General features: G+C 42.2%; 17 protein-coding genes and 1 riboswitch. Of the genes, 12 read left to right on the forward strand and 5 right to left on the reverse strand.

Features of this window, described 5'->3' with window-relative positions:
- Window positions 1–140 precede the first annotated feature (140 nt).
- Window positions 141–1,280 carry a carboxynorspermidine decarboxylase gene (nspC, locus tag QVP90_RS03070; RefSeq protein WP_021935616.1) on the reverse strand — a complete coding sequence of 380 codons (1,140 nt, stop codon included), beginning with the start codon at window positions 1,278–1,280 and terminating at the stop codon, window positions 141–143.
- A gap of 121 nt (window positions 1,281–1,401) precedes the next feature.
- Here nspC and QVP90_RS03075 point away from each other — a divergent pair, with 121 nt between their 5' ends.
- The gene (locus QVP90_RS03075) at window positions 1,402–1,959 is read left to right on the forward strand and encodes an NAD(P)H-dependent oxidoreductase (RefSeq protein WP_005931520.1); all 558 of its coding nucleotides are present in this window, start codon (window positions 1,402–1,404) and stop codon (window positions 1,957–1,959) included.
- 229 nt (window positions 1,960–2,188) lie between these two features.
- Here QVP90_RS03075 and QVP90_RS03080 read toward each other — a convergent pair whose 3' ends face one another.
- Window positions 2,189–2,872, reverse strand: a complete 684-nt coding sequence (locus QVP90_RS03080) for a glycine zipper family protein (RefSeq protein WP_005931517.1) — start codon at window positions 2,870–2,872, stop codon at window positions 2,189–2,191.
- Window positions 2,873–2,930: 58 nt separating this feature from the next.
- Complete coding sequence (locus tag QVP90_RS03085; protein WP_005931514.1) at window positions 2,931–5,258, reverse strand: ATP-dependent helicase; 2,328 nt, start codon at window positions 5,256–5,258, stop codon at window positions 2,931–2,933.
- A 79-nt stretch (window positions 5,259–5,337) separates the two neighbouring features.
- Here QVP90_RS03085 and QVP90_RS03090 point away from each other — a divergent pair, with 79 nt between their 5' ends.
- The 11 genes from QVP90_RS03090 to QVP90_RS03140 all read left to right on the forward strand — a co-directional run bounded on the left by QVP90_RS03090 (window position 5,338) and on the right by QVP90_RS03140 (window position 16,972).
- Window positions 5,338–7,050, forward strand: coding sequence for a hypothetical protein (locus tag QVP90_RS03090; RefSeq protein ID WP_021935617.1), 1,713 nt, complete (start codon window positions 5,338–5,340; stop codon window positions 7,048–7,050).
- 137 nt (window positions 7,051–7,187) lie between these two features.
- Entirely contained in the window at window positions 7,188–7,805 is a 618-nt protein-coding gene (locus QVP90_RS03095; RefSeq protein WP_021935618.1) for a superoxide dismutase, read from the forward strand.
- 216 nt (window positions 7,806–8,021) lie between these two features.
- Window positions 8,022–10,016 carry a sensor histidine kinase gene (locus tag QVP90_RS03100; protein ID WP_021935619.1) on the forward strand — a complete coding sequence of 665 codons (1,995 nt, stop codon included), beginning with the start codon at window positions 8,022–8,024 and terminating at the stop codon, window positions 10,014–10,016.
- A gap of 52 nt (window positions 10,017–10,068) precedes the next feature.
- A riboswitch (TPP riboswitch) is annotated at window positions 10,069–10,163 on the forward strand.
- Between the two features lie 70 nt (window positions 10,164–10,233).
- Complete coding sequence (gene thiS / locus QVP90_RS03105; RefSeq protein WP_005931506.1) at window positions 10,234–10,434, forward strand: sulfur carrier protein ThiS; 201 nt, start codon at window positions 10,234–10,236, stop codon at window positions 10,432–10,434.
- A 3-nt stretch (window positions 10,435–10,437) separates the two neighbouring features.
- A complete protein-coding gene (locus tag QVP90_RS03110; RefSeq protein WP_005931505.1) occupies window positions 10,438–11,058 on the forward strand; it encodes a thiamine phosphate synthase in 621 nt (206 codons plus the stop codon).
- A gap of 42 nt (window positions 11,059–11,100) precedes the next feature.
- Window positions 11,101–11,877 carry a thiazole synthase gene (locus QVP90_RS03115; RefSeq protein WP_021935620.1) on the forward strand — a complete coding sequence of 259 codons (777 nt, stop codon included), beginning with the start codon at window positions 11,101–11,103 and terminating at the stop codon, window positions 11,875–11,877.
- 65 nt (window positions 11,878–11,942) lie between these two features.
- Window positions 11,943–13,637, forward strand: a complete 1,695-nt coding sequence (gene thiC, locus QVP90_RS03120) for a phosphomethylpyrimidine synthase ThiC (protein WP_005931501.1) — start codon at window positions 11,943–11,945, stop codon at window positions 13,635–13,637.
- A gap of 7 nt (window positions 13,638–13,644) precedes the next feature.
- Complete coding sequence (locus tag QVP90_RS03125) at window positions 13,645–14,175, forward strand: hypothetical protein (protein ID WP_005931500.1); 531 nt, start codon at window positions 13,645–13,647, stop codon at window positions 14,173–14,175.
- 78 nt (window positions 14,176–14,253) lie between these two features.
- A complete protein-coding gene (gene thiH, locus QVP90_RS03130; protein ID WP_005931498.1) occupies window positions 14,254–15,381 on the forward strand; it encodes a 2-iminoacetate synthase ThiH in 1,128 nt (375 codons plus the stop codon).
- A 229-nt stretch (window positions 15,382–15,610) separates the two neighbouring features.
- The gene (locus tag QVP90_RS03135) at window positions 15,611–16,303 is read left to right on the forward strand and encodes a HesA/MoeB/ThiF family protein (RefSeq protein WP_007481191.1); all 693 of its coding nucleotides are present in this window, start codon (window positions 15,611–15,613) and stop codon (window positions 16,301–16,303) included.
- A 60-nt stretch (window positions 16,304–16,363) separates the two neighbouring features.
- On the forward strand, window positions 16,364–16,972 hold the full coding sequence (locus QVP90_RS03140) for a thiamine phosphate synthase (protein WP_005931492.1): 609 nt from the start codon (window positions 16,364–16,366) through the stop codon (window positions 16,970–16,972).
- Between the two features lie 88 nt (window positions 16,973–17,060).
- Here the strand turns inward: QVP90_RS03140 and QVP90_RS03145 are convergent, their stop codons facing one another.
- Both QVP90_RS03145 and QVP90_RS03150 read right to left on the reverse strand, forming a co-directional pair.
- The gene (locus QVP90_RS03145) at window positions 17,061–17,672 is read right to left on the reverse strand and encodes a porin family protein (RefSeq protein ID WP_005931489.1); all 612 of its coding nucleotides are present in this window, start codon (window positions 17,670–17,672) and stop codon (window positions 17,061–17,063) included.
- 217 nt (window positions 17,673–17,889) lie between these two features.
- Window positions 17,890–18,441: an outer membrane beta-barrel protein gene (locus QVP90_RS03150; RefSeq protein ID WP_021935621.1), complete on the reverse strand. Its 552-nt coding sequence runs from the start codon at window positions 18,439–18,441 to the stop codon at window positions 17,890–17,892.
- Window positions 18,442–18,490 lie beyond the last annotated feature (49 nt).

Consider the following 18,490-nt stretch of genomic DNA (forward strand, 5'->3'; position numbering starts at 1 on the left):
TCTACCAACTGAGCTATTTCCGCATTTTTCGTTTGCGGTTGCAAAGGTAGGGATTTTCTCTAAACGTGCAAACATTCTGCATACTTTTTTCGCAAGAAAATATATTCTTTACCCACTCCGAAAAATAATTTATTTGATTATCAACTCATTCTGTCACGGTAATCTTCATAAGAAAACTCTTTGTATATTTCGGCTGTTTCTTCTTTTGTCCACAATGCAATGGCAGGATGATGAATGCCATTGAACATGTTTGTCTTGACCATCGTGTAATGTATCATATCTTCAAATACAATCCGTTCACCGATGTGCAATTCATGATCAAAACTCCACAATCCCATATAATCGCCGCTTAAACAGGAATTACCGCCGAGACGGTAAACATAAGGCCCCTCATTTCCCATTTCCGCTCCGCGCACCGCAGGTTGATAAGGCATTTCAAGACAGTCGGGCATGTGGCAAGTAAAGCTGACGTTCAGTATGGCAGTTTTAATACCACGACTCTTTACAATGTCCACAACCTCGGAAGTCAATACCCCCGTCTGCCAAGTAAAGGCCGAACCGGGCTCAAGAATGATACGCATATGAGGATAACGGGATTTCAGCCCTTGAAGCAAACGAATAAGATGTTCCGTATCATAATCTTTACGGGTCATGAGATGCCCTCCCCCTAAATTCAGCCACTTTATCTGCGGAAACCAACGGGAAAACTTCGCTTCAAGATGCTGCAAAGTACGTTCCAGTTCGAAAGAAGAAGATTCACAATGGCAATGACAATGAAAACCTTCAACTCCTTCCGGAAGAATATCAGGCAACAAATCGGCAGTAATGCCGAAACGGGTACCGGGAGCACAAGGGTTATATAATTCCGTTTCAACCTCAGAATATTCGGGATTAATACGAATGCCGCAAGAGATATTCTTTCCCTCAGCTACAACCAAGGGATAAAAACACCGAAACTGTGACAGAGAATTAAAAGTAATATGACTGCTACAACGCATGATCTCGGGAAAATCCGACTCAGTATATGCCGGTGAATAAGTGTGTGCTTTACTTCCAAACTCTTCTAAAGCCAACCGGGCCTCGTATACAGAACTCGCCGTAGAATGTGCGATATACTCACGGAATATAGAAAAAGAACGCCACATAGCAAAAGATTTGAAAGCAAGGATGATTTCTACTCCTGCTCTATCGGCCACACTTTTTATCAGATTCAGATTCTTTCTCAACAACTCTTCTTCCATGATATAACAAGGAGAAGGAAATCGGGTAAAGTCTATCATATCGGAATATAAAATTTAGTAGTTAGTAGATAGAATAATGATGCAAAAGTACGTAATGTTTTCCAATATTTCCTACCTTTACGAAATGATTTGATTCTTCACAAAAAATTAAGAAAACGTTATGGATAAAGATTTAAAGAAAGTAGTGATTCTCCTGGCGCATCCCAACATGAAAGAGTCACAAGCAAACAAGGCATTAACGGATGCTGTAAAGGACATGGACGAAGTGGCTGTATATAATCTGTACGAACTGCACAATGAAAGTACTTTCAATGTGGACGAATGGAGTAAAATCATTTCACACGCTGCTGCTGTTATCTATCAATTCCCATTTTATTGGATGTCCGCACCGTCGCTACTGAAGAAATGGCAAGATGAGGTATTTACCTATCTGGCAAAAACACCTGCAGTAGCAGGAAAACCATTAATGGTGGTAACCACTACCGGTTCAGAGTTTGAAGCATACCGGAGTGGAGGAAGAAATCGCTTTACCGTAGACGAATTACTACGACCTTATCAAGTAGGTGCTATACACGCAGGTATGGTGTGGCAGACACCGATTATAGCCTACGGCATGGGAACAACCGATGCTGCAAAAAACATAGCGGAAGGAGCAAATCTATATAGACAAAAAGTAGAAAGACTCATTGGAACGGAAAATTCCGGAAACAATTGGTAAGTACTCCTGATAAAAGCTAATAAAATAGCCATTACACTAAAATTCTTATAAATGCAGATGAATACAAAGGTCAAATTGAACACTTATGATCATGTACATCCATCTGCATTTATAAGAATGTCCGGATTCCCATCCGGTACAATTAAAATGTGCTGAACGAAGTTCCAATATTTCTCATAATCGCTATTTCAATTCCAAAACAGTACAATAAAGCAAAAACAAGCACTATTTATCTCCCCCTTTTCTGAGTCGGCAATGAAAATTCCTGCCAATCACATTCGGAATAATCTCCGGCAGCTACCGTAACACGCAGCACTACTTCACCATTTTTCAATTTCTCGCCACCATATACGGTAGCAGTATAACGTATCCCCTCACCGGGAGCTATCTTTTCTATCATCACTGACGGAGAAATATAAATATTCTTCATCCCGGTTATCTCTTCAACCGTAGGTACGATATCATAGACGGGAGTACGTCCTTCGTTCACCACTTCGAAAATCACCTTACTATTTTCACCGGCATCAATCACATGATTACGGTTCGTATCGATAAAACGGATATTCCGTATCCTCAAATCCGGTATCTGTGCCGGACGCTGAGACTGAGGTTTGGAATTATATCGTTTCTCCGTTATTTCCACATAACCCTCTTCCCTGTTACGAGGTGTCGATACGGCATTCCCGATAGCAGCACCGGCAACGGTTCCTACAATAGTACCGATAGCCGAACCGCGATAACCACCTCTCCATCCATGATTATTCTCACCGATAAGACCACCGATAGCACTTCCCACCGAACCTCCAATAGAAGCTCCCGCCACAACGGCTCCGGGATTTCCGGACATACGTCCGCTAACACAACCACTCAATAAAAAAGTGGACAAAATCATCCAAACAATTAGCTTCTTCATGGCTCACTTATTTTGTGCTTCCCGCAAAAAAAGTACGGCAAGCGGTAATTATGAAATATCACCCTATAACTTTAAAACGTGCAAAGCGCAATAATAGTTGCTTCTCACCTGCATTTTTAAAGCGAATAGTAGCTTTGGCATTATCACCGTTTCCTTCTACTTGCAGCACCTCTCCCAACCCGAAACGTTCATGCTCGATTTGTTGTCCCGGCTGCACAGATACAGGCAAAGCTCCACCAACAGCAGCCGGCGTTCCGGATGAACGGACAGATGACACAGTACCAGCCGCAGAAGAAACTGTCGGGTCTATCTTCTTCAAATTACGCGGAGACAACGTTGGATTAATAAGTTGTACTTTGGGACGTTCGCGACGGAAACGTTCGGCACTTTCATCTATCTGCCTTCCCAATCCGGCTTCATGCGGCAATTTTAGAAAACGAGTATCGATATCCCTAAGGAAACGACTCGGGGTACCGAATTCCATCTTTCCATAACGGAAACGGGTTTTGGCGAATGAAAGAAAACAATGCTCTTCGGCACGGGTAATGGCTACATAAAACAGTCGTCTCTCCTCCTCCATCGCACGGGGAGAATCTCCGGCCATCCCACTTGGAAAAAGATTTTCCTCCATTCCCACCACAAACACATTGCCAAATTCAAGTCCTTTAGCAGAATGAACGGTCATAAGAGTTATTTTTTCACCGTCTCCCTCCTTATCGGAATCTTGATCGGTAAGTAAAGAAACCTCCGAAAGAAAATCGGTTAAAGACACATTGGGATTCCCTTCTTCCTGCCGGACAGCACAAAAGTCATTAATACCGTTAACCAATTCCTCTATGTTCTCCTTGCGACTTAAATTTTCGGGCAGATTATCCTGACAGACATCATTGATAATGCCGGATTGACGAATAATTTCCGTACCTATTTCATAAGCATTCTTCTCGCTTTGTGTAGAGATGAACTCTTCTATAAGTCCACGAAAATCTTGTAATTTATTGTGTGTACCTTTATTAATAGTAAGACCATAAGTCAAAGGTTCGCAAAGAACAGCCCATAAGCTGACATTATTCTCCGTAGCAGCCGCTATGATTTTTCCTACCGTAGTGTCACCAATACCACGGGCAGGATAATTAATGATACGCTTGAAAGCTTCCTCATCATTAGGATTTACCACCAAACGAAAATAAGCAATCACATCCTTGATCTCTTTACGCTGATAAAATGAAAGTCCGCCATAAATTTTATAAGGCATTCCCCGTTTACGCAAAGCTTCTTCAAAAATACGGCTTTGGGCATTCGTACGATACAAAATAGCAAAATCGGAATAAGAATAGTCGTGCTCACGACGCAAAGCCGCTATTTGATTCGTCACAATATCCCCCTCTTCCACATCACTGTAAGCCTGAAACACACCAATAGCCTCTCCCTTTTCCTTTTCGGAAAACACCTCCTTACGTATCTGCCGCTCATTCTTCGCAATCAAGCTATTGGCAGCACAAACAATGGTTTGAGTGGAACGGTAATTCTGTTCCAGCTTGAACACTTTCGTATTCGGATAAATCTTCGTAAAATACAAAATATTATCAATATCCGCTCCCCGGAAAGAGTAAATACTCTGAGCATCGTCGCCTACCACACATACACGCTGACTCTCTTTGGTAAGCTGGAGCACGATGCTGTGCTGGGCATAATTCGTATCTTGATACTCATCTACCAACACATAGCGAAATTGCTCACGATAACGTGCCAGTACCTCCGGAAAATCACGGAATAATATATAGGTATACACAAGCAAATCATCGAAATCCATAGCTCCTGCCTGGCGGCAACGTTCCCAATAACGACGATAGATATCGCGAAGTGCAGGAACCTTGGCTGCCTGATCTTCTGTAAAGGCTTCCTTATTCGCTGCATAACCGGAAGGAGAAACCAGATGGTTCTTGGCATTAGAGATACGCGCCTGCACCATACCGGGCTTATAGGTCTTTTCATCCAACCCCATCTCTTTGATGATAGAACGTAAAAGACTCTTGCTATCAGCCGAATCATAAATAGTAAACTGTGAAGTAAATCCGACATGCTGGGCTTCGGCACGAAGAATCCGCGAAAAAACAGAATGGAACGTTCCCATCCAAAGATAACGGGCACGCTGCTCGCCTACCTGACGAGCGATACGTTCTTTCATTTCACGTGCAGCTTTATTAGTAAAGGTAAGTGCCAAAATATTCCATGGATTATATCCATTCTCTAACAAATGGGCTATTTTATAGGTCAGTACACGGGTCTTACCGGAACCTGCACCTGCTATCACAAGTGATGGCCCGTCATTGTAAAGCACCGCATTACGCTGACTTTCGTTCAGTTCTTCGAGGTAGTTTCTTTCCATAGCGGCAAATTTATAACATTCATTTGACAATATATAGAATTTTATATACTTTTGTGACTTAACCTCAAAGAAAACAAGTATGATAAAAAAGAGTCTCTCTTTAGTTGCCATCTTCATCATAAGCATGACAATAGGAACATCACAACTCATGGCACAAAAACAGGACCGCGTTGGAAAACTCCTGAAGTTCTTGAGTGATAATGAAATCGAAAAATTTCAAAAAGGCCGCGAGAAACTGGACGAGAAAACAGCCCAGACATTTGCCGCCGAGGTAGAACTAATGGATATCATGACTCGCCTATGGACTCAACCGGACAGTAAAAGCGCCATTGATTACTATCCTGCTTATGCTAAAGCCGTCAAAGGAAGTCTGCCGGCTATTTGCAACGAGACAGAAATTGATTTTGGCCCTCTGCGAGACCGGACAAACAGTGTAATAACAGAAATTCTGGACGCTTCAAATGATAAGCTTTCATTGAGTAAACAACTGATAGAAGGGGCCAAAAATGGTAAATATCCGATTCCACAGGCGCAAATGGATATTTTCTATAAAACAAGAGAAGATGCATTAATGAAGGATCTGGAGGAGAAAAGCAGCACAGCCAAATGTGAAAACTACTTCAATGAATTTCCGGAAGGTAAGTATAAAGTGCAATTCATGAGTGAGTATAACCAATTACTATACAACAGCGTGAAACGTGCACCGACCCATGCCAATTTTAAAAACTTCTTCGATAATATAACCTTGAACCGTTACTACAACGGAATGTCCAACCGTAAATATACTCCGGAAGTACGTGCGCTGTATGATGATTATCTTTTTTCCATGATACAACAGGCGGGAGCACTCGCATCTAAAAAACAATGTATTGACGAGTATGAGAATGCCGTCTATCTGGAGGAAGGCAAGCGAAAACACACTGTAGAATTGGAATATACCAAAGACAGTGTGGATTACGAATTGATGAAACCGGAGATAAACAGTAGTAGTAAGCTGGAACTAATCCAAGGATTTCTCCTGACCCATAAGTATAGAGAATTTCGCGACAAAGCACATGAACTGCGCAGTCAATTCGAAGACTCGGTAATATGGATTACTCCTTCCTCTACGAAATATTATAAAAAAGGAATGTTGATGAAATCGGAAGCAAAGCTGAATAATAAAATTACTACGGAAGTATATTCCTACTTGCCAAACGGGAAACCTGCCGGTATCGATATTACCAGTGGCAATATGCAATTTCACACATCATTTTTTTACGATGCACAAGACAGATGTGCACAAGAAATACAGATAAATACGAAAACCAAAAAAGAGATATACAAAAGAGAGCGGACATTCAATGCCGGAGGGACGGTGCAAAGCGATTCATTGAAATACACAGATGGTAAACTGATATTGAGAAGTTACAACCGGCAAGGAAAACTGATAGAAGAGAAAGAATATCATAAAGACGTAATGCTCTCATCGACGGTACATCAGTATGATAGCAAAGGAGAAAAAGTAAAATCACAATACGTATTGCCACTCCCCAAGAATCCGTTGCCTACACAAATCAGTTCGCGAACAGATGTATATGAATACGACAAATACGGCTATCTGACAAAAATTGTCTCCACACAAATATTGGTCAATAATGAAAAAAGAATCTGCTCGCAGTATTTTATGTACGATGAATATGGCAATCAAATAGATAGTGACATGTATTATGAATATGACCAAACCGGACAATGGATACGTAAAACAGCAAAAAACAATCCGGAAATAACAGAACAGAAAGTAGTCAAATAAAGAACGCCCGTTTTTAATCACGATTAGAAGAGCCTGCCTAATTTTTTCTCAAAACAATGTGAGCAAAAATTAAACAGGCTCTAAACATTTACGGCTTTTCATATGTTAATAGGATATATACATAATAACCAAACATTATGAATACATTATTAATGTCTTTAATATTTATGACCATGACTTACGAAATGCCTAAACTTCCATACGCAAACAATGCGCTGGAACCTGTAATCAGTCAGCAAACTATAGATTATCATTATGGTAAACATCTACAAACCTACGTAAACAACCTCAATAGCCTGGCACCCGGAACGGAATTTGAAGGCAAAACAGTAGAAGAAATTGTAGCGAAAGCTCCGGATGGAGCTATCTTCAACAATGCCGGACAAGTACTGAACCATACATTATATTTCTTACAATTTGCACCGAAGCCTTCAAAGAAAGAGCCATCGGGTAAGTTGGCAGAAGCGATCAAACGTGACTTCGGAAGTTTTGAAAATTTCAAGAAGGAATTTAATGCCGCCGCAGTAGGCTTATTCGGTTCGGGATGGGCTTGGCTGTCTGTTGACAAAAACGGCAAGTTACATATCACCAAAGAAGCTAATGGAAGTAATCCGGTACGTGCAGGCTTGAAACCGCTATTGGGCTTTGACGTGTGGGAACATGCTTATTACCTTGATTTCCAGAATCGCCGTGCAGATCATGTAAACGCTTTATGGGATATCATAGATTGGGAAGTAGTTGACAAACGAATGTAATAAACCCTTTTTTATTTAATTCATTAGAGAACGCCGTCTTGTTTAAGATGGCGTTTTTTTATCTAATCTATGTTTCAATGCTGTTCTGCCAGACAATAAGAGTATTCATTATTAAATAATTGATATGCGGGCACACTGAAATACTCATCCGCTAACTCATTTTTACAAATATAAATTATATATTTGTATCGACTAACTAAATTAGACCATCTTCCTTTGAACAAGAATAGAAAAAAATTACTATGTACTTTTGCTATCATTGGAATTATTCTTCCTCTACATTCGCCCTACAGCCATGCACAGGAAATTATCAATTCCAAAGAGGAAATATTGTTCATTACTTCCTACAATTCGGACAGCAAGCACACTTATGATAACATAAACTCTTGTATCACGACTTATCAAAAATTGGGAGGTACCTGTCCGGCTGTAGTGGAGAACATGAATGCCATCAGTTTGGAACATGCCTGGAGATGGCCGAAAATAGTAAAAAACATCATAGACAAGCATCCCAAGGTAAGCTTGATCATACTGCTTGGCGGAGAAGCATGGAGCGGCTATTTTTCATTGGAGGAAGAAGAATATAAAAAAATACCGGTGTTATGCGCCATGGCTCCCCGCCATAGTTTCGACCTGCCTTCCAAAGAAACGAATGCCAGTACCTATCTCCCCGCCAGTATCGACTTGCTGGAACGCATGAAAGGTTTTAACGTGAAAGCATGTTACGCTTATAAATATCATGTAGACCGTGACATACACCTGATAAGGAATTTCTATCCGGAAATGGCACATCTTGCCTTTATCTCCGATAACACCTACAACGGACTGGCTCAATTGATTTACGTCAAACAGGAATTGGAGAAATATCCGGAAATAGGTACCACTTTCATCGACGGACGAAGACTCACCTTAGACATGGCGGCACAAAAGGTACACAATCTGCCGGACAACTCTGTCGCCCTACTCGGTATATGGCGGGTAGATATGCAAAAGATGACCTACATCAACAATTCGGTGTATGCTTTCTCACATACCAATCCGACACTGCCGGTATTCAGTCTGACAGCTACCGGAATAGGATACTGGGCCATAGGAGGATACGTCCCCGATTACGAAGACATCGGTCTGAAAATGGGTGAAAAGGCTTATCGGATATTAGATTTAAAAGAAAACCCCGAACCGGAATTGAACACATTACCATGCCGGTATGTGTTCGATGCAAAAGTATTAAAAGAATTGGGATTTGAAAACAAAGAGCTACCGGAAGGGGCTGTTATCATTAATAAAGAACCTACTTTCTTTGAAACTTATAAAAACGGAGTAAGGGTTGTTACCGGCATCTTTTGTACCCTATTACTCGGATTGTTCGTTTCTTTGTACTATTACTTCAAAACCAGAATTCTAAAAAATAACTTGGAAGAATCGGCAAAACAACTGGAAACAGACAAGAAAAAATTGGAAGACAATGAAATCGAACTGCGTCATGCCAAAGAACGCGCAGAAGAAGCCAATCGGATGAAAAGCGCCTTTGTTTCGAACATGAGTCATGAAATCCGTACTCCCCTCAATGCGATCGTAGGTTTCTCCAGTCTGCTGACAAGTACGATAGAAGCATCCGAAGAGCAAAAAACATACATCTCGATTATTCAGACCAATTCGGATCTGTTACTCCAACTCATTAATGATGTGCTGGATGTCTCCCGCTTGGAATCCGGCAGGCTACAGTTCGATTATGAATGGTATGATCTCATCGGTCATTGCCAAAATATGGTAATGTTAACCAACCAGAACAAGGCAGTAAATACAGAAGTCCGTTTCGATTCTCCCCTCGAATCATATACGCTTTATACCGCCCCGCTCCGTCTTCAGCAAGTCATTATCAACTTGTTGAACAATGCACTGAAATTTACTCCCGAAGGCGGAAGCATCATACTGAGTTTCGAAATAGACGAGACAGACGGCTACGTCCTCTTTTCGGTCACAGATACCGGATGTGGCATACCGGACGATAAACAAGAGCTCGTATTCAACCGTTTTGTGAAGTTAAACGAATTTGTACAAGGTACCGGACTGGGGCTTTCTATCTGTAAACTGACCATCCAGCAGATGGGTGGAGACATTTGGATAGATCGCAATTATAAAAACGGAACCCGCTTCGTATTCTCGCATCCAATAAAAAAACGGGAAGAGGAAAACACAGAAATACAATAAAAAAGTATTCGTTTTATTTTTTTTCTGCTTCTTTTTCATTTACTTTGCCGCCGTAAAGACAAAGGGGTGCCCGGCAAGACGGGCTGAGATCATACCCTGGAACCTGATGCAGTTAGTACTGACGTAGGGATTGTGTTACTTCATTACCGCTCTCCATATTAATAGCACTCTCTTTGTATTTACTTTCGTTATCATCAATAAACCTAATTTTGTAGCGATGAAAGTACAAGTTAACAACAAAGAAGTGGAAATAGCCGATACTTCTACCATTACGCAACTCACCGTACAATTGGAACTTCCCACTCAGGGCATTGCCATTGCAGCGAATAACAAAATGATTCCGCGTACGGACTGGGACAGTTTCACACTCCACGAGAATGACAATCTGGTTATAATTAAAGCTGCTTGCGGAGGATAGACTATGATCAGCCTGCAATTTATTACTCACCATACCGAGAAATATTCTTATCTGGATTCTGCCCGCATGGCACTTGAAGGCGGGTGCAAATGGATACAATTGCGTATGAAGGAAGCGCCACTGGAAGAAGTGGAAGCCGTTGCCCTACAATTGAAACCAATGTGTAAGGAACATGACGCCATTCTGATACTGGACGACCACGTGGAATTGGCCCAAAAGCTGGAAGTGGACGGAGTACATTTGGGTAAAACAGACATGCCGGTAGCCGAAGCCCGCCAACTGCTGGGCGAAGCGTTCATCATTGGCGGAACAGCCAATACATTTGAGGATGTAGAAATGCACTATCGTGCAGGAGCAGACTATGTAGGTATAGGTCCATTCCGTTTCACTACTACCAAAAAGAACCTGAGTCCTGTCTTGGGAATAGAAGGATACACTTCCATCATTTCACAGATGCAACAGGCCGGAATACAACTTCCGGTAGTAGCCATCGGCGGTATCACTTATCAGGATATTCCGGATATCATGAGAACAGGAGTCAACGGTATTGCTTTATCCGGTACCATACTGCAGGCCGAAAACCCTGTAGAAGAGACCACCCGGATCTTGTCAATCCCCCTTTAATCTCCTTCCCTATTATAAATCATCATTCATAAATTATAAATCATGAAACAGCTTATTATTGCGGGACGTGAATTCAACTCCCGGCTATTCCTTGGTACAGGAAAATTCAACTCAAACGAGCTGATGAAACAATCTTTACTTGCATCGGGTACTGAAATGGTAACGGTGGCCATGAAACGCATAGATATGGATAATAAAGAGGATGACATGTTAAAACACATCATTCATCCGCACATCCAGTTGTTACCCAATACATCGGGTGTACGAAATGCGGAAGAGGCCGTATTTGCCGCACAAATGGCACGCGAAGCTTTCGGAACGAACTGGTTGAAGTTAGAGATTCATCCCGACCCGCGCTATCTGCTTCCGGATTCGGTAGAAACATTGAAGGCTACCGAAGAATTGGTAAAACTGGGATTTGTCGTACTTCCCTACTGCCAGGCCGATCCTGTATTATGCAAACAATTGGAAGAAGCCGGTGCGGCAACTGTAATGCCCCTCGGTGCACCCATCGGAACAAACAAAGGTCTGCAAACCAAAGAATTTCTGAAAATCATCATTGAACAAGCTAATATTCCGGTAGTGGTAGATGCCGGAATCGGTGCACCAAGCCATGCCGCCGAAGCAATGGAACTGGGCGCAGCAGCTTGTTTGGTAAACACAGCCATTGCCGTAGCCGGTAACCCGATAGAGATGGCTAAAGCCTTCAAACAGGCAGTTGAAGCGGGCCGCATGGCTTATGAAGCCGGATTGGGAATGCAAATCGACAACCTGATGGCTGAAGCCAGTTCGCCATTAACTGCTTTTCTTAACTCATAGGCTTCCATGCTAAAAAGATATCATAACATACTATCACTTATCACTAATTAACAATTGCTTATAACATGGAACAAAAGATAAAATTTCCCCGTTCAGAGAAAGTATATATATCGGGAAAACTGTTTCCCGACATACGGGTAGCCATGCGTAAAGTGGAACAAGTGCCCAGTACGACTTTCAATGGCGACGAAAAGATTATAACCCCTAACCCGAAAATATATGTATACGATACCAGTGGGCCTTTCAGCGACCCCGAAATATCCGTGGATTTGAAAAAGGGGTTACCCCGTATGCGTGAAGAATGGATTCTGAAACGTGGTGATGTGGAGCAACTGCCCGAAATCACTTCCGAATACGGCCGTATGCGTCGTGATGATAAAAGTCTGGATCATCTTCGTTTCGAACATATCGCCCTGCCATACCGGGCTAAGGAAGGAGAACACATCACCCAAATGGCATATGCCAAACGGGGAATTATCACTCCGGAAATGGAATATGTAGCCATCCGTGAAAACATGAACTGCGAAGAATTGGGCATCGAAACCTATATCACACCCGAATTTGTCCGCCGGGAAATAGCCGAAGGCCGTGCCGTGCTACCCGCCAACATCAATCATCCTGAAGCGGAACCAATGATCATCGGCCGTAATTTCCTTGTGAAGATCAATACGAACATCGGTAACTCGGCCACTACTTCCGGTATCGACGAGGAAGTAGAAAAAGCCGTATGGAGTTGTAAATGGGGTGGAGATACACTTATGGATCTTTCCACCGGAGAAAATATTCACGAAACGCGCGAATGGATTATCCGTAACTGCCCTGTACCGGTAGGCACCGTGCCCATCTATCAAGCATTGGAGAAAGTGAACGGTAAGGTAGAAGACCTCACTTGGGAACTTTACCGCGATACCTTGATCGAGCAATGTGAGCAGGGAGTGGATTATTTTACCATTCATGCGGGTATCCGTCGCCATAATGTGCATTTGGCCGACAAACGTCTTTGCGGTATCGTAAGCCGTGGCGGAAGCATCATGAGCAAATGGTGTCTGGTACACGATCGCGAGAGTTTTCTCTACGAACACTTTGATGACATCTGCGACATCTTAGCACAATATGATGTAGCCGTTTCACTGGGCGACGGACTGCGTCCCGGCTCTATCCACGATGCCAACGATGAAGCACAGTTTGCCGAACTCGACACCATGGGAGAACTCGTTGTACGTGCTTGGGAAAAGAATGTGCAAGCATTCATCGAAGGTCCGGGACACGTGCCCATGCACAAAATAAAAGAGAATATGGAACGTCAGATCGAAAAATGCCATAATGCACCGTTCTACACGCTCGGTCCGTTGGTCACGGACATCGCTCCGGGATACGACCATATCACATCGGCCATCGGTGCAGCCCAAATAGGATGGTTAGGTACAGCCATGCTCTGCTATGTCACTCCGAAAGAACATCTGGCGCTTCCGGATAAGGAAGACGTACGTGTAGGGGTCATCACTTACAAGATAGCCGCCCATGCCGCCGACCTTGCCAAAGGACATCCCGGGGCACAAGTTCGCGACAATGCATTGAGCAAAGCCCGTTATGAATTCCGTTGGAAAGATCAATTCGACCTTTCACTCGACCCGGAACGTGCTTTTTCTTATTTTCATGCCGGACGTCACACAGACGGAGAGTATTGCACCATGTGCGGCCCCAACTTCTGTGCCATGCGTCTGAGCCGTGAACTCAGAAATACTAAAAAAGAAGAATAAAGCAAATATGGAGAGAATAGACGAATTCCGTAATATGCTGTTGGTGCATATTTCCGAATTAGATATAAAGCCATTGGTAAAGGAAATCAACTACCATCCGGAATATTTCCCCGACATATACCAACTGACTTCCGACAGTAAGCCACTGGTATCATGGCGCGCCTTATGGGTGTGTGAAAAACTGAGTGAGATACATCCGGAATGGTTCATTCCGCTATACGGAGAACTGACCGACCGATTGCTGACTTGCAAACACGACGGTTCGAAACGCCTATATCTTTCCATACTTTTCAATCTTCCGATACAAGAACCAATATCGGTCCCCCTGCTAAATTTCTGTTTCGACCGTATGTTTTCACCTGCCGAAAGCATCGGTGTGCAAGCCTTATGTATCAAGATGGCCTATCGACTCTGCGAAAAAGAACCGGAGCTAATGGGTGAACTACGCATCATACTGGAAAATGCCGAAACGGAATTCTTCACAAAAGGAGTAACTACTGCTATCCGAAACACATTGAAAAAAATGGGGAGGAAGTAGTCAGGGGAAGAATTTAGTAGTCAAGTAGATAAGTAGTTGAATGATCAAATAATTAAGTAGTTAAGTAGTAGAATCAATATGTTTTCAGAAGAATTAGAAAAAATATCATGGGAGGAGACGACGAAAGCCATCTATTCCAAAACAGATGCCGACGTACGTCGTGCATTAGGCAAAGAACACTGTGATGTGAACGATTTCATGGCACTCATATCACCTGCCGCCACCCCTTATCTGGAAGTAATGGCGCGACTCAGTCAAAAGTACACAATGGAACGTTTCGGAAAGACGATCTCCATGTTTGTTCCCTTGTACCTCACCAACTCATGTACCAATTCATGCGTTTATTGTGGTTTTCACATTAGCAATCCTATGAAACGCACCATATTGACTGATGAAGAAATCATAAACGAATACAAAGCTATCAAACGGCTCGCTCCTTTCGAGAACCTGCTGCTGGTAACAGGAGAGAATCCGGCAGCCGCCGGAGTGCCCTACATAGCACGCGCTTTAGATTTGGCTAAACCTTACTTCAGCAACCTTCAGATAGAAGTGATGCCTCTCAAAGCGGAAGAATATGAAGAACTGACCTATCACGGACTGAACGGTGTCATCTGTTTTCAGGAGACATACAACAAGGCTAATTATAAAACCTATCATCCACGCGGCATGAAGTCCAAATTCGAATGGCGCGTCAACGGTTTCGACCGCATGGGACAAGCCGGCGTACACAAAATCGGCATGGGAGTGCTCATCGGCCTGGAAGAGTGGCGTACGGATGTTACAATGATGGCTTACCACCTGCGTTATCTTCAAAAACATTATTGGAAAACCAAATATAGTGTCAATTTCCCACGGATGCGTCCTTCGGAAAATGGCGGTTTCCAACCCAACATCATCATGAACGACCGCGAATTAGCACAGTTGACCTTTGCTATGCGCATCTTCGATCACGATGTAGATATCTCCTACTCCACCCGCGAAAGTGCCGAGATACGTAATCATATGGCAACATTAGGTGTAACTACCATGAGTGCTGAGAGCAAAACAGAGCCGGGCGGATATTACAGCTATCCGCAAACCCTGGAACAGTTTCACATAAATGATGACCGCAAAGCCGTGGAAGTGGAAAGAGATCTGAGAAAACTCGGTCGCGAGCCTGTATGGAAAGACTGGGATCAAAGTTTCGACAATCTGAAAAGAGTATAGTAACATCAACACTATTCATTCTACATTTACCTCAAAAGAAGCTTGAACAGTAGTTGTTTCTCAATTGTGATACGAGCGTCTCACATCTATGATACGCGTGTCGCTCAATTGTGAGACGCTCGTATCACAATTGAGAAAAGATAACTACTACGGTAACTTTTCATTTAAACTACAACAGCTTTTCATCTAAGCTATGCAACATCATTATCAACTATAAAAACATTTGAATATGCGTTATAACCGTCAAATCATGCTTCCCGAAATAGGAAACGAAGGACAAGCCAAGCTGAAAGCGGCCAAAGTATTGATAGTGGGTGTCGGCGGGTTGGGATCACCCATCGCTCTCTACCTAACAGGTGCCGGAGTAGGTACTATCGGACTGGTAGACAATGACGAAGTAAGTATCAGTAACCTGCAACGGCAAGTGATATACACCGAAGAGGAACTTGGAGATTTCAAAGCCGTATGTGCTGCTATGCATCTTACCGCACTCAACAGCGAAATTACTGTGAACTCCTGCCCGGGACGCCTAAATAAAGACAATGCAAGCGAACTTATCAGTGATTATGATATAGTTGTGGATGGGTGTGACAATTTTGCCACGCGTTATCTGATCAATGACATCTGCATAGAACAGGGAAAACCCTACGTCTACGGAGCCATCTGTGGCTTTGAAGGCCAAGTATCCGTTTTTAACTACGGAAATACTCCCAAAACATACAGAGACCTTTATCCCGATGAAGAAGAAATGCTACGCATGCCTCCCCCGCCCAAAGGAGTATTAGGGGTTACTCCTGCTATCACAGGCAGTGTAGAAGCCACCGAAGTATTGAAAATAATCTGTGGTTTTGGAGAAGTTTTGGCAGGTAAATTATGGACAATTGACCTGCGGACATGGCAATCTAACATATTTTCACTATAAACGTTGGCATCGGATATAGTTAATTGCTAACTTTGCTAAACAAATTGTTTAACAAAAGAAATGAAGCTCATTGTAGTTACCACCCCCACCTTCTTCGTTGAAGAAGACAAAATAATTACTGCTCTTTTCGAAGAGGGTCTGGACATTCTACACCTTAGAAAACCGGAAACACCTGCTATGTACTCAGAACGTCTGCTGACGCTGATACCGGAGAAATTTCATCACCGTATCGTTACGCACGAACATTTCTACTTAAAAGAGGAATTCAATCTGATGGGAATCCACTTAAACAGTAGAAACCCTAAAGAGCCCCATGACTATGCAGGGCACGTAAGTTGTTCGTGTCATTCGGTAGAAGAGGTGAAAAATAAAAAGCACTTCTACGATTATGTATTCATGAGTCCCATCTACGACAGTATCTCGAAGGTGAATTATTACTCCACTTACACAGCCGAAGAACTACGCCAAGCACAGAAAGATAAAATTATCGACTGTAAAGTAATGGCGCTCGGTGGCATTAATGAAGAAAATATATTAGAAATAAAAGATTTTGGTTTCGGTGGTGCCGTAGTACTCGGAGACGTTTGGAATAAATTCGATGCTTGTTGTGACCGTGATTATCTGGCAGTAATAGAACACTTTAAAAAGTTGAAAAAGCTGGCTGATTGATATTTATAGCAATTCGATATAAGAACTCCCACTTTACTCTTAATGAATGAAGCGGGAGTTTGTTGCGTTAGCAAGGCAGTTAGGCCATTTAGAATTTATATCCTAAAGTAATAGCACAGTTTATATTTTTAGGGTTAGAGTCAAGGTTCAGATCTGCCAGTTTCACCAAACCAAACTGACCATCAATACCTACAATAATCCGACCGAACTCGGCTGCAACACCCACTCCCAAACCGGCATCAAAACGATCAAAGGCGTCACTTCCGAAAGTTTTTTCCTTGATATCCGTCTTCGATCCACTTATACTCATTTTGGTTCTGGTTTTTCCTCCTACTCCACAAGCTAAATATGGACCGGCGCTTACCACAATATTCGTATTATTGGCCACATTGAAACGCGCTGCCGCCATAATCGGCAATTCAAAATACATTGCATTGAACTTTACTTCAGCTTCATTACCGGAAACAGTTGCACTGAACTTAGCCCCCTTTTGGGACAAAAACAAAGAAGGCTGTAACAACCACGTATCGTTAAAGGCATATTCCATCCCTACCCCCAATTTAACACCAACCTTAGCACTCACATCCAAATCACCCGTAAAGTTACTGATATTCATACCGACTTTAGCATTCCAGGAAACTTGTGAAAAACCCGCTAAAGACAATAAAGCGAACATCACTAATAAAATACCTTTCTTCATAATTTTAATGTTTTTAATTAATATAAAGTCATTTTCTGTGTTAACAATGTTACAAATATATTATTTAAATACATTAAAAACAAACATATTGTTAATAATTATACAACAAATAGATATTACATACAAGAAAAGGGAATTCCCTATTTATTGGAACTCCCTTCCCTATTTCTGATTTGAAAATAAAGGATCTTCGCTTTAATCTTTCAAAACCGGTCTGTTAAAATTCATAATGAAAACCAAAGCTCAAGTCTTCACTCTGCAAACTGATACCAAAACCGTCTTCAGTCACCGAATAATCATCCCTGAAGCCCACGAAGCCACATTTAGCAATAAGACTAAAATTCTTATTCAACTTTAAAGCAATCCCCGGCTTCAAACCGATTTCATAACCATTGGTAGCTTTATCAGCACCTTTTATACGATTGGTTGAAAATCCCAGACCACCGTCAATAAACAGTCTGACAATCTTATTCTCATAATAAGAAAAACGTGCATAAGGTGCAATAGCAACGCTGTTTCTTTTCATTTTCTCAAAATAATCGTGTGAATAAGAGAACGTAACTCCTACCGCCCACTGTTCATTAAGGTTATAACCGACTTCNNNCCACTTTTCATTAATGTTAAAACCGACTTCGGGGGCAATTGTAAAATTAGTTCTATTGGCATCACCATTACGCCATAAATTAAATACACCACCCATGTAAAGATCTTGAGCATTCACAGACAAGACTGCCACCATTACAAACAAAGACACTAACAGTTTTTTCATTTTTCTTTTGTTTTAAATTAAACCTTAATTCCGCAACACTTTGATTTAA

This window comes from Bacteroides sp. CAG:189, from assembly GCF_000432295.1.
Taxonomy (GTDB): domain Bacteria; phylum Bacteroidota; class Bacteroidia; order Bacteroidales; family Bacteroidaceae; genus Bacteroides; species Bacteroides salyersiae.